This window comes from Sphingobacterium sp. UBA865 (assembly GCF_002295765.1).
Taxonomy (GTDB): Bacteria; Bacteroidota; Bacteroidia; order Sphingobacteriales; family Sphingobacteriaceae; genus Sphingobacterium; species Sphingobacterium multivorum.
In genome coordinates, this window is record NZ_DBGB01000001.1 from 25,525 (window position 1) to 41,277 (window position 15,753).

Genomic DNA, 15,753 nt, shown 5'->3' on the forward strand with positions numbered 1-15,753 from the left:
TAGGTTCAAGTGATTAAAGCGTTGGAACAACAGGCAAGACATGGCCCTGATCATCAAAATACAAACGATCCATACATACCTCCCGGTTAAATCCTGCTGCGTCGCCCATATCAATACCTTTGGGATAATTGAATCGATGGTAAACAATATACCATTCGTCTTTACCGGGAATCTGCAAAATCGAATTATGCCCAGTGCCATAGATCCCTTCCGCAGAATCTTTTTGTAAGACTAAATTATTAGCCGGAACAGTGATCGGTCCATCAGGGGAAGTTGCAGTTCCATAGCGTACCCGATAATTTTCACTCCGGGTATCATCTTCTGACCAAAAGAAATAATAGCGTCCTTTGCGGTAGACAACATAGGCACCTTCGCGGAATGTCTTATCGGGAGTGAGTACCTTTACTGTATTTTTTTTGATGGAAACCATATCTTTGTTGAGTTCAGCAACAGCCAGATAGCCATTTCCCCAATACAGATAGCTTTTTCCAGATTTGGGATCGTTAAACACCGCCGGATCAATCTCCTGCCCGCCATTGACACCCTCAGGCTTAAAATCGATCAGCGGTTTTCCCGCGTCCTTAAAGGGTCCGGTAGGCAAATCGGCCACCGCAACACCGATCTTTTGCGCTGCTGTAAAATAATAATAGTACTTATAATCGTTCTTGACTTTCTTTTCCGTGATTGTAGGTGCCCATGCATGTCGAGGCCCCCAAGCAACATCTTTTTTCAGATCCAAAATCACACCCTCATCTTTCCAATGACTTAGATCTGTGGAAGAAAAAGTTTTAAAATAATAACCACCCCAACCGTCAAAGCCATCACTCGTTGGATAGATATAGTATTTCTTTGTTTTGTTGGAATAGAGGACATCCGGATCGGCATAAAAGCCATCCAATACTGGATTCTTTCTGAATGTGAATTCCATATCTTTGGGTTTCCCCCATTTGGTGGTCAAATCCAGAATTTCTTGTCTTGAAATAGGAATGATGGTCCCATGCCGTGGATGAAAATCCATGTCAATTTGATGGTCGATTACTTTAAAACGATCAAGGTCTTCAGAGGTGCAGAATTGATACTTCCCCTTACCATAGACATCATACATCAGGATATATTTGTCCGACTGATTGAGTTTAAAGACACTGGATCCTTCCACAGCATCATTGGTCTGCTGTTTATAGCCCGGTTGTTCAATCCACTTACCCGAAGTCAGGGAATCAGTTATCGCCAGCTTAATACCATTTCCATGTCCTTCGGTCTTGTAAAAAAGGTAGAACAAACCATTCTTTGCAATAATATCGCCATCGATACAGGATTTACCATTTTTTGGAAGAAACAGCACGTTAGGTTCGGTTTCAAAATCTGTAAAGTCCTTGTTTGCATAAGCATAGTAGATGATATCTGGACCATTTCCGTGCTGCATGGACCAGTACACCATGTATTTACCGACCGAAGGGTCAAATATAGTCTGGGGCGCCCATACTCTTTTCAACGCTTCCTGACCTTTGAAACGCTGCTGTATATCGATTGCCTGATGGGACCAATGCACAAGGTCTTCGGATTTTAGCAGGATCAAACCCCGATTAGAATCCCAGCCTTTGGAGGAAGTCATGTCGGTGAGCACCATATAAAATGTTTTTCCATCTTCGCCACGGAGAATATGCGGATCCCGAACACCGCCGGTTTTACTGATTATCTTCGAATCCAGGATAGGTTGATTATCATTCAACGCGCGATAGGTATAGCCATCTGTGCTGATCGCAAAACAAACAGCTTCGTCTACAACAGCATTCCCTTTGAAATAGGCAAATAAGTAACCTGCAAAATCTTTGTCGGTAGGTCCGCTGCGATAAGCCTGTGCAAAAACACCGCACGTAGCATGTATTAAAAATAAGGTAATTAAGATTGAAATTCTGTTTTTTTTCATGAAGATTTAGTTGAAGAAATAAGCATTGGCATATTTTTGCGTCTATACATTTTTGCATCTCTAAAAGCCACGGGATTTGATCCCGTGGCTTCGTAATCTGACCATTTAAATTGTCGTCAGTACCTATTTTAAAGCTATTTTTTGAACGGCAGTATAGTAGTACTCTCCCGATACCGTAGCTTTCACCCCTATTCGGGCAAACACATAATCGAGGTTTTTCAAATTGTCCGGCAACTCTCCGACAATCCTCGTCGGTTGACCAAAAGCAACGTTAGCCAAATTGGCGTCCACACGTAGCTCGCGTTGTACCTGATCTGTCAAGACAGATTTACCGAGGTAAAGACGCACAAACTCCAAATTTGCCGTACCTACTATTCTGTTCACCGTAAAGTTAGCCGAAATACTGTTATTATTTTTTTGAAAAGACTCGTTTGTCACCGTAAAATAGGGTGTTACAGGTACATCAATGGTCGTATTGCCCTTCACTTGTACCAAAACCGTATCAGTTGCCTGTTGCAGCCATGGTGAATCTCCTTTCCGCACCAATTTGTATTCGCCATCAAAAAGACTAACAGAAAAAGAGCCATCCTGATCAAAATATACGGGTATTGCTGAGCGAAGCGGGTACCCATCCTGCCATAATTCCAATTGAGGGCCGTTATTCCGAACGCCAATCGCCTTCCCCTCATAAACAACGCGTCCTGAAAGGGTTGATTTTGGAGCTTCAAAATTATCATATTCGCAACCTACAACGAGTAGACTTGCAAAAGCTATCAATAAGCTTAAAAATTTTATTTTCATGGTTCAATTAGATTAATGGAATGGATTTCTAACTATTTTAGGATTTTTATTGATGACATCCTGACTAATGGACGCATAATAATTGGCCATACGGAAAAAGCGTGCCTTTCTGAAACGCGCAGGTCTTACCCGTTCATAGATATACTTACCGTCATCGGCATGCCCTGGACGCACGACACGATAAGCATATAGTCCATATACAACCGCGTTGGGATCATTTTCAGATCCGTCCCACACCAAATGTGCAATACGCCACCTTTTAAGATCATAGTAACGATGATCTTCGAAGGCAAGTTCGACACGGCGTTCATTACGGATGATATCCATCGTTAGGTTACTGATGCTATTGGCCGGAAATCCTGCTCTTTCCCGCAACTTATTGACATAAGTTCTTGCATCTACAGTCTGCCCCAGCTCAAATGCAGCTTCTGACGCGTTGAGATAAATTTCACCCAGACGAAACCACGGCCACCAGTTAGCAGCTGATGTACCACGTGTGCTGGCCGCCGGCGCATCACTGACAAATTTCCGGATATAGAAACCGGTGTTGCTGACGTCCTGTGCATCATAAAGCGGTCCATCAAAGCCGGTCCACAAACCACCACTCGCATAATTCTGTCCCAATTGTGGGGCTGCTGTAAACTGGTAAGCGCCATTCGCCCCCCAAGTTGCCACTCCAGCCTGAATACTTACAGCACGTCCGCGGAATGAAGTTCCCGGATAAATCACCGTTCCAAACAAACGGGCATCTTTATTTGCAAAAATATCGTTGATATTTTGGTAGGCTACGTAATTTCCTGCGCCGTTTTTATCATGTAATGTACCTTTGCTACCGTCTAGATAATCAAAACTTTCTACAAGGCTCAATGAAGGCGAAATCGTCGATGACGACTCATTGTCTTCCGTCAGACTTCTGACGATATTGTCATAAGCAAAGCGGTGAACTTTTAAACTCGTTACAAAATCCTTTGCAAAGATGACCTCAGCACCAGTTTTCTTATTGAGCATATCATAAAAATTGGCACCTTTATCGGCATTCTCATTGTAAAGCGCATAGGGACCGTTCATAATTTCCTTGGAGGCAGCCAGCGACTTGGTATAATACCCAGTAGCCATATTGGCAGGAATTCCCACTTCTCCCCCTGCAATCGTTATCGGTGAGGCCATCAGATTATTATATTTCGCGATGGATGCCGCATAAAGCATTGCCCGACTTTCCAAAGCTAATGCCGTATACTTGTTGGCTCTGGTCTTACTGGCATTATAGACGGCGAGATCTTCCTTAATCTCTTCCAGTTCTTTGTAAATAAAATCGTAGACTTCATACTCTTTGGCACGTGCCACCTGCAATGGTGTTGGATCGCCGCTAAAGTCATAGATAAGTTGCGTAGTGACAATCGGAACCCCTCCCATGCGTTTGACGAGTTCGAAGTAAACAAAAGCGCGGATGAAGCGTAATTCGGCTTTATACTGCTTGCGTTGTGCATCAGACAATTGTGTACTGAACTGATCGATATTTTCTAGGGAAAGATTCAGATCCCGAATAAGTCCATAGTCCCAATAGCGACCGTAATCGTCACCAAATTGGTAATCGTTACGCCAGTTTTGATCGCGATGTCCCGACCACATCGCATCATCCAATTCGGTCATTCCTCCTGTATTGAAAACACCATGTAACGTTGGCATTCTATCGTAATAATTGGCGACGAGTGAAGTCAACAGTTTCGGATCATTCCAAAGCTGTGCATCGGTAATCAATGATTTTGAATCCCGGTCAAACCAATCGTCGTGATTGCAGCTGCTCAACGAGGACAAGGTCAATAAAGCAACGCCTATGTAGGTAAGTTTAAATCGTAGTTTCATGTTAAAAAGTCATATTAAATCCAACCATAAATACCCTTTGCTGTGGATATACTACTGCTGCTCTCGCTTCGATCTCGGGATCAATCTGGTAGTCTTTGACATTGTCAAACGAAATCAAGTTTGAAGCATTGATATAGAACCGTATTTTTTCGGCCTTAATCTTTTGAATCCATGCTTTTGGCAGATTGTATCCAACCTCCAGGTTGCGGACTCGGAGGTAACGCACATTGGTCAACCAAAAATCACTGTTTCGACTATTGGGACCTGAGTTGCCGTTACGAATCGCAGGGTAGCGTCCCGGAATCCATTCGCTGTTTGGATCATAAGGGTCTTTGCGATGCCATCTATCTTCCAGCAGGTAGGCTGGAGAATTACCACCACCATGGAAGGCATTACGTAACTCATAATCCTGAAACCAGGATTGCACCGCACCACCGGCCAAATCAATATTTAAGTTGATACCCTTCCAGTCAAGTCCTATCCGGCCACCGAAGCTCATCATCGGTGCCCAACCTGTCGGATAACCAATCGGACGCTGATCCATATCATTGATAACACCATCGCCGTTTACATCTTTATAAATCAGATCACCAGGAAGTTGTGTCCTATTGTTCTGACCATCATTATTGATCGGATGGTTGCGGATCTCTTCTTCCGACTGAAATCTTCCGACAACTTGGTATCCCCACCATACGCCACCCCAGCGGTCTTCAATCGAGTTACGGTATTCATTCCACGAATTACTGAAACGAGGCTTGTAGGTTTCTAGGTCACGATAACGTGAAAAAGTCATATTCCCACTGACAACATAGTTAAGTTCACCGACCTTATCGGTATAGGTAATGATACCTTCCGCACCATAATAGCCGTTTTTGCCGAGGTTTTCATTGGGAAGGTCATAACCGATTTCAGCTGGTAATAGGACATCGTATCGTTTTCCAGGATATCCAGTACGGATAATTTTAAAGATATCGGCCGTCAATGTCAGCTTATTATTCAACAAGGTTGCATCGACCCCCATATTATAATTGGTATTTTTAACCCAGGAGAGGTTGCGCACTGGTAAACCTCTTGGCTGTACCCCGGGTACATAGGCTCCGTCTAAGACAGCACTTCCAGCCGCCCAATTATATCCGGCAAGGTAATCATGCATTCCCACACCCTCTTCAAGTCCGGTTTGCCCGATCGAAGCACGGATTTTAAGGTCACTCACGACGGATTTCAAAGGCTTGAAGAACCCCTCATCCGAAATACGCCAACCTACTGATGCTCCTGGAAACAATCCCCAGCGTTTACCCTCATAATATTTAAAGGAGCCGTCATAACGGCCCAGAACTTCCAGAAGATACTTGCCCTTGTAGTTGTAATTGATACGGCCAATATATCCAGCCCGAGCCTCGTAAGCCCATTCATCGGCCAAACTATTGAGCTCCGACAGTCTCAACAACGGGATATAATTGTTCGAAGGATTTGCGCCCAACGCTTTATACGTCCGGTCCCAGTCTGAACGCTCATAGCCTAACATTCCTGCAAAAGTGTGATCGCCGATCTGCTTGTTATAATCGATCTGGAACTGCGCAAACCGAGAAACAATCTCCCTCGTGGTATCGTAACGCCAGCCAGCATCACTTCCGCCAGTTCGCTTATAGGCATTATTTTCGTATCGATATACATCATAGGTATATTGGAAGCCTTCAAATTTATTATTGGTATAATTGTAAGAAACAGTTCCTTTTGCAGACAAACCAAATTTTGTCTTATAGGCCGCAAAGAGATTCACGTTTCCAGCAAGGTATTTATTGTCTTTATAGCCGGCAATATCGCGACTAAAGAGCGCGGGGTTATAGGGAAAATCATTGGTATGATTGATATACTCTGGATTGTCATTTGCATAAGGGCCTACCGTCGGTCTATTTTTCATAATAGCCAAAATCGAGGAGAAGTAGCCATCTCCACCTGGTAAGCCAACATCCTGGGTTCCCTCATGTCTTCCTGAAATCTGCGTCCCGACAGTAAGTCCTTTGAGTACCTCAGCTTCCATATTGGCCTGGAAATTGGTTCGCTTATAATTGAAATCCTTGATCATTGCATCCTGATTGAGGTGGCCCAATGACAGGAAATAATTTGATTTTTCACTTCCACCGGTGACATTGGCATTGATGTATCGCTGTGGGATATTCTTACGGATCACCATATCATAATAATCATAGCCTTGGTAGCCAGGCTCTGTTCCAGCCTGCCATTTAGCCAACTCCTCGGGCGTATAAACCGTCTTCGGATCGCGGTTTTCATTCTGCGCAGCCTCAACCAATCCACGCGTGTATTGTTTCGCGTTTGCCATGGTCGGAAAACGTGTCAAATTCTGCCAGCCTTGGTAGCCATTAATATTGATTTTTGCACTTTCTCCTTTTGCTCCTTTTTTGGTGGTAATAAGTACAACACCTCTAGAAGCACGGAATCCATATACTGCCGCTGCGGCATCTTTCAAAATAGAGATACTCTCAATATCTTCGAGATTTAGCGAGTTGAAGATATCTGCTCCGGAGCCATTCTGTGTACCGACCCAGTCCGTACCTTCCTGACCTCCGTAGGCAACCCCATCAATTACATATAATGGCGAGCCCATATTCCGGATTTCAATCGCTGCACCACGACCGGGACGCGCGTCTTTGGCACGCACGGAGATCCCCTGCACCTTTCCTGCCAAAGCCCCAGCAGTTGTCGTCGATGATGACCGTACAATATCCTCTGATTTAATATTGCTTACTGCCCCCGTAATATTACGTTTGGACTGTTTACCATAACCAACAACGACGACATCCTCCAAAACATTTTCATCTGCCTCGAGCTGGATTTTTAAATTTGTTGTTCCATCCAATGGAACTCGGCGAGTCTTATATCCAACAAATGACACAACGAGCGTTCCTTTGTTGGCATTCAGCTCAAATTTCCCCGATTTGTCTGTTGAGGTTCCCTTTCCCCCTTCTAGGAGGAGTACACTCGCACCAACGATAGGCTCGTTTGCTTTGTTGAAAACTTGTCCCGTAACCTTCTCCTGCGCATACAGCAATGTTGGCATCACACTCAACATGGTGTAAAAAGAAGCAATCTTTAAGTTTTTCATAAATTTAAATACGAATTAAGCAGTAAATAATACAATCTAGCCGGACAAGACAATATGATGGTAAACTATGGTCTACTTTGGTTATTTCTTTTGCATCGTTGCCACCCCTACCTAGATTTTATAATTGGATAATACCTCAAACTTAGCCCATTTTGCAGCATTACATCATATACAAATCCGTCAAAAATCATATAATTTTCAGTCAAAAACAGCTTTTATAATATATTTAAGGCATATTTCCTGTTTGATGAAACCTGAGCCTGCTTTTATCGGTCTGCCATGGGGAGGCTGTTTTATGCGAAAAAAAATGCCCCTCGCCACGGAGGAGTAGCAGGGGCATTATGAGCTTTTGTGTATTCTTTTAATACGTTACCCGGATCTTATTGTCGGCTCGTTGGTATTCGGAAGGTAGCTGGCCAAACTCTTCCTTAAAGCACTGCCGAAAATAAATCGCACTATTGATTCCGACCATAAACGACACTTCAGTCACATTATATTTCCCCGTCCGAAGTAGATCCGCAGCCTTATGGATACGTATCTTGCGAACCAGCTGATTGATATTTTTACCTGTGATCCCCTTCAACTTGCGGTATAAGGTAGACTGACTCATATTCATTCGGTCAGCAAGGGCAGCAGCGTCCAATACTTCATCCTGCATATGCTGCTCGACAATCTGCATAAAATCCTGAACAAATTCATTTTCCCGCCACAGCTCCTCAGGAGGTTTTTGCTCGGTATAATCATCTGAATAGGGTGATTTGCTGTTTAAACTTTCCAAAATCAGTTCATTGATCTGTTTCTGTCGGCTCAATAGGTTGTCGATACGTTTGAAGAGTAAAGCTGCCGTAACAGGTTTGATCAGATAGGAGTCTATCCCCAGATCATAGCCCCGTTGCCGGTCTGCATCGGTGTTTTTCGCCGTCAATAGTAGCAGTGGAATATGACTTGTACTGCGTTCCTGTTTGAGCTGCTGTACCAGCTCAAAGCCATCCATATCGGGCATCATAATATCACTGATCACCAGATCAGGTATTCGTGCCATCGCCGTTTTATAGCCCGCAGCTCCATTTTCAGCAAGTACCACATCATAATGCCTTTGCAGGGTAGTTCCCAGATACTCCCTGAGCTCCGAATCGTCCTCGACCAGTAGAATCAGGGGGCGCTGCGAAGCCGTGGGCGGTTCGCTTTCTTGTGCGACAACTTGATCTACTTTTAGCTTGACCGTAAATGTAGTGCCTAGCCCAAACGTACTACTTACCTCTACCTTTCCATGATGTATTGCAACTAGTTCCTTGACCAAAGCAAGGCCAATTCCTGTACCTTGCGTACCTGTGCCTGGAATCTGATAATACTTTTTGAAAATCCGCTCAATATCTTCTTCGGCAATACCAACCCCCGTGTCTTCTACAGACAATATGGCCCAATGATTTAGATCTGCACCTTCGTAGCGCAGGCTTAGTTTAATATAGCCCGACGCTGTGTATTTATACGCATTCGACAATAGATTGTCGACAATCAATTGCACAATTTCTGCATCAAACGACGTACGTATATCCTCGGCAGGGAGCTCGGACGATACGCGAAGACCAGGTTTGTGATTCAATGTTTTATATTTATGTGTCAGATCGGCGAGCATTTCGCTCAAGGATCCTGCTTCGGGAACAAAGGGTTTAAATTGCGATTCTACCTTCCGAAACTCCAAAAGCTGGTTGACCAATGTGAAAAGTCTATTGGCACTTTTCTGAACCGTCTGAACCAACGCACGGTGTTTCTCAGCAAGCTGCTTTTCTTGCGACAGATCCTCAAGGGGACCCAGGATCAACGTCAGGGGTGTACGTAATTCATGGGTAATATGCGTATAGAAGTTCATCCGCTCGGCATGCAGCTGTTCGTCTTGTAGATGTTGCCGTTCTTTAAGTTTGAGTTCCGATTCGGCTTTCATCCTTTTGAAATAAAAGGATATAATCACATATCCAATCAGAAGCACGAGTAGCATATAAAATGCCTTAGCAGGTAAGCTCAAATAAAAAGGTGGCGCGATGTTAATCAGCAGCCGTTGATACTCTTGCGACCACTGACCGTTTTTCATTCGCGTACGAATGAGCAGCTCGTGCTCACCATAGGGAATATTACGAAAATCGAGGCTTGTCTCATTGCCCAAAAAAATCCAGTCATTATTGAGTCCTTCCAATTGATACCCAAATTCGACCAATCCATCCAAAGCAAAATCCATGACAGCAAGTTCGATGCGAAAACTATTTTCCTCATAATTGAGCGTGATAGTCTTTGTGCCCGACGGATATTTATCAACCTGCGCATTGGATTCGCCCGATTGAAAAACAATAAATCGGCTCACACTTACAGGTGAACTAGGTAAATCGGATGGAATAGCTGTGGGATTGAAATAACACATCCCTTCTTGCATCCCAAAATACAGGCGTCCTTCTGCATCCTTTCCAACGCTTCCGTTGATAAAGCCACCCAAGGGTAAACCAAAGGATTGGTCGTAGTGGAGAAAACGCCTCTCTTGCGGGACATAGCGCAACATCCCCGATTTGGTTGCGCACCAAATATTTCCGGTATGATCCTCAGCAACTCCATTGACAAACAGCCAAGCATTACCTTCCGGGGGTAACAATACTGCGAGATCACCGATTTTCTTACCTGCATCCTGCATGGCCAATCCGTGGTTTGTAGCGATCCAAATATTATTATCTCTATCGCGTAGCAAATGATTGATTGTATTATTGCGCAATCCACTCTTATTGTCCATCTTACGAAGCAGTTTACGGTCGGAATTATATACATAGAGTCCTTGCCCATAAGTTCCTACCCACATATTGTGCTGACCATCTTCCACTAGCGTTCGCGGTGCATAATCACCAAGCATAGGCTTATTGATCAGAAGCTTTTGAACATGGTGTGCCACTCCATCGTATATAAAAAGACCTTGATGGGCAGCAATCCAAATGTGCCCCAAATGATCCTCATATATCGCACGAACTTCGGTCACCGACTCCCCTAAATCGATCATATGCCAATCGGAAGATCCAGCATATTGGACAGCAATCCCGCCCTTCCGCAATCCCATCCATACATGCTGATGCCGATCCTTAAATGCCGTAAGTATAAAATCGTCGGGCAATCCGTTTTTTTGGGTAATTTGTCCCAACAAACGGCCTCCAGCATTCATTTCTACTATACCCGAGCCCTCAGTTACCAGTCGAGTCCGATTTTCACCAGTTAATACATTACTCACTGTTGCCAATCGGTCAGGTAACATATTGTCTGAAGGAAAAACACTAAAAAAAGGAGCCATATGCGAAACAACCCCTACACCTCCACCATATAACGCCAGCCAAATATTTCCGAACCGATCCGGAGTGATATGCTGGACCATGGTATTATTACCTTTGCCAAGATCAACAAGCTGTATGTGCTGCACGCCTTCAAAACGTTTATCAAACGTATATTTCGGCTGCAACAAAAATAGTTGCGACGACTCGCCTCCTATCCATAAGGTATTGCCAATTTCCTTGATTGCGTAGACAAAAGGTTCATTCCCATTTTTTGCTAATCCTGCCAAAGGGACTTGCTGTAATTGACCTGAAGCCGGATGATATACAGCCAACCCTTTACGGGTTCCAATCCACACATTCCCCCCCTGATCGCAAAACAACACTTTAATTTCATTATCAGGAAGTTTACCCAATGTATTCTGATTAGTCAATCGTTTCAGTGACCAACGGGCGGGATCCAAAATTGTCAGGCCTTCATTTACATGCCCAATGTAAAGCATGTTACTGCGATCTTCAGCTAAGGACCAAACACTATTCTCGGGAAGTCCGGGACAATTTTTCTTATTGAAATGATTAAACTCTTTGGTTATTGGATCGAAATGCTGTACACCTTGATGATAGGTGGCCAGCCACAGTTTTCCATCTTTCCTTTCAATCATATCGGTTATATCATTTGTCGCGATGGATTTCGGATTAGTACCGTCATGTGTGTAATAGCTAAATTTATTTGTACGTAAGTCAAGTACATTCAGGCCATTGGACCGCGTTCCGATATACAATTTCTTGTCGGTATAAAGCAAGGTATTGATTTCATTACTATTGACCGATAGCCCATCCGGCTTGTCTGTTGCATAAAATGATTTAAAAGACTTCCCTGCATACCGGTTCAATCCCAGCTCGCTGGCTATCCACATAAATCCGTCATCATCGTGCACAATATCCAGCACCTGCTGATTGGTCAGACCATCTTGAAGGGAGAAAAAATGGACGCGATTAGGCTGTCCATAAACGTGGGCCAACTGCCAAAAGAAAACAATGCTAATAAGAAAATTTTTCATAGCTCTACCACCACCAATAAATTAACAACACCAACCTACTTTATTGAAAGGCTTCTCTGCAAAATATCAAAGCAGTCAACCCACAGGCAACTTTTTACGATCTTGTTTAAAACAGCAGTAAAATAATTATGCAATGAAAATATTCAAGATATAAACATACTATAGGCCTATTCAAATACAGGTTATTTTCAAGTTAAAGATAAGAATAAATATATAAATGTCGAACAAACATTTATAACAATATTAGGAGAAATGCTTTGCTTATAATGCTAAGAAGTACAGATCAACCAAAATTGCCGGCCGATACCCGAAATATTGGTATATTGCAGCAAAATCTAAAACTACTTGTGAATCACAAAAAACACATTTATGAATAAAATCTTCTCAACCTTACTTGTATCCTGTGCCCTGTACCTGCCGACATTAAGTTTTGCGCAACAAAAAAACATACTTCCTCAACTTATTCCGTTTCCTCAACAGCTGGAAGCCGGGCCGGGCCTTTTTCAGCTAAATGGTCAAGAATTGGGTTACGCTATTGATCCAGCATTTTCTTCTACGTCACTGCCGGCATGGATCAACCAATCGCTATTCGGTCAACTGAACAAAAAAAGCGTGAAGAAGACAAACGCCACGCTGCAATTGATCAAAGTCCAGGGCCTCTCAAATGAAGCGTATGAATTGAAGATAGATCAAAAAGGCATACAAATCATCGCTTCTTCAGAAAAGGGCGCATTTTATGGTTTACAGACAGTCCAGCAATTGTATCTACTTTCGGGAACAACAGGTAAGTTTGCTCTTCCCTATGTAACCGTAAAAGATCAGCCCGCTTTCAAATGGCGCGGTGTTGAGCTCGATGTAGCCCGCCACTTCTTTCCAAAAGATTATATCTATAAATTCATTGATCTGCTTGCAACCTATAAGTTCAACAAATTTCACTTGCACTTAACGGACGATCAAGGCTGGCGCATAGAAATCAAGAAATACCCTAAACTAACAGAACAGGGGGCTTGGCGTACTTATAACAATCAAGATTCGGCCTGCTTTGTGAAAGCCAAAGAGAACCCCGATTTTAATCTGCCGAAGGAATTGATCCGCACAACAAACGGAAAGGAAGAATATGGTGGTTTCTATACACAACAAGATATCAAGGACATTGTTGCCTATGCGGCCAGTCGCCAGATAGAAATTATTCCTGAAATAGACATGCCCGGACATATGATGGTGGCTACCAAGGCCTATCCTGAACTCCTATTGGACAGCCAATCCGCGGGCTGGGGAAAGCAATTTTCTGTCCCCATCAGCCCCTGGAAAGAGAGCAGCTATACCTTTGTTGAGAACGTACTAGGCGAAATTATTGACTTATTCCCTTCGCATTATATTCACATCGGAGCCGATGAGGTCGAAAAAGACTCCTGGTCAAAATCAGCAGCGGCTCAAGCTTTTATGAAAGAAAAGCAAATAGCGAACTTACATGATCTTCAAAGTTATTTCGTCAAACGAGTAAACAGTTTTATTCGTTCAAAAAATAAACAGAGCATTGGTTGGGATGAAATATTAGACGGTAGTTCGGACACGAGCATGATGGTGATGTACTGGCGTGGTTGGGTAAAAAATGCACCGATAGAAGCTGTAAACCGTGGTCACCGGGTCATTATGACACCTACAAACCCGCTTTATTTTGATTATTTACCCAATAGCAGCAGTTTGGATGCCGTGTACAATATGAATGTCGTACCTACGTATATTTCCAGCCAAAAAGCACCGCTGATCCAAGGTGCACAGGCCAATATCTGGACAGAAATGATTCCTTCCACCGCCCGGTTGGAGTTTATGATTCTCCCGCGGTTAAGCGCTTTATCAGAACGTGTATGGACCAACAAACCGCTGTATGATAGCTATAGAAATCGCGTAATTGCGCACTTTGGACTTTGGAACAAAATGGGTTTACGCTATCGTATGCCAGACCTCACAGGATTCGCCGAAACACAGGTTATTGTTGACGGACAATCTGTTCTAAAGGTTGTAAATGAACTTCCACAGAATCAAATACACTATACAACGGATGGTAGCCTTCCAACACAGCAGAGCCCAGTATTGAACGGTTCGCTCGTGGTTAAAAAAGAAGGGCCAATTCGTTTTGCAACAATCTCCTCTTCCGGTGCAAAAAGTGAACTTTATCAGGTTGATTTTAAAAATGATACCTGGAAAAAGAGCGTAAAACCCAATGAAAATAGCATAGCCCCAGGGCTTATGGCAACACTTTTCAATGGAACTTTTCCCAACACTTCGGCCATTACAGGGCCCGAAGTACGCCAGGAAGTGATCAGCAATGTCGCTTTAAGCGATACCATCAAAATGCCTTCATTTGGTGCAAAAATACGGGGATATATCTATGTCAAGGAAAAAGGAATCTATAATTTCTACTTCACCTGCGATGATGGCGGTGTCTTGCGGATACATGATCAGCTCGTCGTCAATAATGACGGGCAGCATGCACCGATTATGAAAAGTGGACAGATTGCTTTAGAACCAGGCTACCATCCAATTGCTGTAGATTTCCTTGAAGCTGGAGGCGGATTTACGCTAAAACTTCAATACAGTCTCAATGATTCAAAGGTAATTGATATTCCCAAAGAGTCCTTTTTCCATAAAAAGGATTAATAATCATTATGAAGTATAGAAACAACCTCAGTATGGTCAATTCCATCTGGGGTTATTTTTTTTCGGGCCTAAGGACTTTGTTTTATTTATAGAATGGCATAAGTTTTGCGTAGCTGTAACCATAATGTTACTAACTATGAAAAAGAACTTTATTCTCCTTGCTCTAGCGACCCTGGTGTTGTTCGGCAGCTGCAGCAAAAATGATGGTCCCTCCTCACAAAAAACACCTGTCACAGTAAAAATTACGGATGCTCCAGGTTACTATGACGCGATCAATCTTCACATCGATGCGATCGAGATCCGAACTACTTCGGGTAGCACAACGATAGATGTCGCCGCCGATCCATTTAATATTTTGAATTATACAATGGGAAAAGATACCGTCATCGCCGGGCAGGATGTTCCATCTGGTATGATCCAAGAAATTCGGCTCAAACTTAATGACTTAGGAAATGAAATCTGGGTCAATGGCGTTGTACATCCGCTAAAAACACCTAGCGGACAGTCCTCTGGCGTTAAACTTAAAGTACAAGATGAGTTAATTCCGGATGTAGCGTACACACTTCTTTTGGATTTTGATGCGTCAAAATCGATTGTAAAGACGGGCAACGATCAATATCTTCTTAAACCCGTTATTCGCGCCATCCCAGTGGCCACATCTGGAGCAATCACTGGCACAGTTAGTCCTGCGGAATCACAAGCCAATGTATTTGCTATTACCGGTGTAGATACTGTAGGTACGTTGGCAAACTCAGCCGGAAAGTTTTACTTTCCTGGAATGCCTGAAGGCACTTACAAGATTGTTGTCGAACCTTCGGTAGCTGGTTACATGAACAAAAGCATTGAAGGCGTACAAGTGGCCAAAGGAAGTGTGAAAGATTTAGGAATTATTTCTGTACAATAACATACAATCGGATTAAAGTATCTGATAAGAAACCTATCGTAAAATTGGACATGCCCCAAATAGTGGTAACTATTTGGGGCATTTTAATTGTAGCGGTCTTCTAATCCATCCACGAA

7 protein-coding genes are annotated in these 15,753 nt (G+C 43.2%); 2 read left to right on the forward strand and 5 right to left on the reverse strand.

Annotated elements, in window-relative coordinates:
* Positions 1 to 13 precede the first annotated feature (13 nt).
* From B2O97_RS00115 to B2O97_RS00135, 5 genes are all read right to left on the reverse strand, one after another.
* The gene (locus tag B2O97_RS00115) at positions 14 to 1,927 is read right to left on the reverse strand and encodes a family 43 glycosylhydrolase (protein WP_286766633.1); all 1,914 of its coding nucleotides are present in this window, start codon (positions 1,925 to 1,927) and stop codon (positions 14 to 16) included.
* Between the two features lie 123 nt (positions 1,928 to 2,050).
* Positions 2,051 to 2,728, reverse strand: a complete 678-nt coding sequence (locus tag B2O97_RS00120; RefSeq protein WP_046675306.1) for a DUF3823 domain-containing protein — start codon at positions 2,726 to 2,728, stop codon at positions 2,051 to 2,053.
* A gap of 12 nt (positions 2,729 to 2,740) precedes the next feature.
* Complete coding sequence (locus B2O97_RS00125) at positions 2,741 to 4,591, reverse strand: RagB/SusD family nutrient uptake outer membrane protein (protein ID WP_286766634.1); 1,851 nt, start codon at positions 4,589 to 4,591, stop codon at positions 2,741 to 2,743.
* A 1-nt stretch (position 4,592) separates the two neighbouring features.
* Complete coding sequence (locus B2O97_RS00130; protein ID WP_286766635.1) at positions 4,593 to 7,715, reverse strand: SusC/RagA family TonB-linked outer membrane protein; 3,123 nt, start codon at positions 7,713 to 7,715, stop codon at positions 4,593 to 4,595.
* 361 nt (positions 7,716 to 8,076) lie between these two features.
* On the reverse strand, positions 8,077 to 12,072 hold the full coding sequence (locus tag B2O97_RS00135; protein ID WP_286766636.1) for a hybrid sensor histidine kinase/response regulator transcription factor: 3,996 nt from the start codon (positions 12,070 to 12,072) through the stop codon (positions 8,077 to 8,079).
* Between the two features lie 369 nt (positions 12,073 to 12,441).
* Here B2O97_RS00135 and B2O97_RS00140 point away from each other — a divergent pair, with 369 nt between their 5' ends.
* A complete protein-coding gene (locus tag B2O97_RS00140) occupies positions 12,442 to 14,733 on the forward strand; it encodes a family 20 glycosylhydrolase (protein ID WP_286766637.1) in 2,292 nt (763 codons plus the stop codon).
* A gap of 136 nt (positions 14,734 to 14,869) precedes the next feature.
* The gene (locus tag B2O97_RS00145; RefSeq protein WP_286766638.1) at positions 14,870 to 15,637 is read left to right on the forward strand and encodes a DUF4382 domain-containing protein; all 768 of its coding nucleotides are present in this window, start codon (positions 14,870 to 14,872) and stop codon (positions 15,635 to 15,637) included.
* Positions 15,638 to 15,753: the final 116 nt, after the last annotated feature.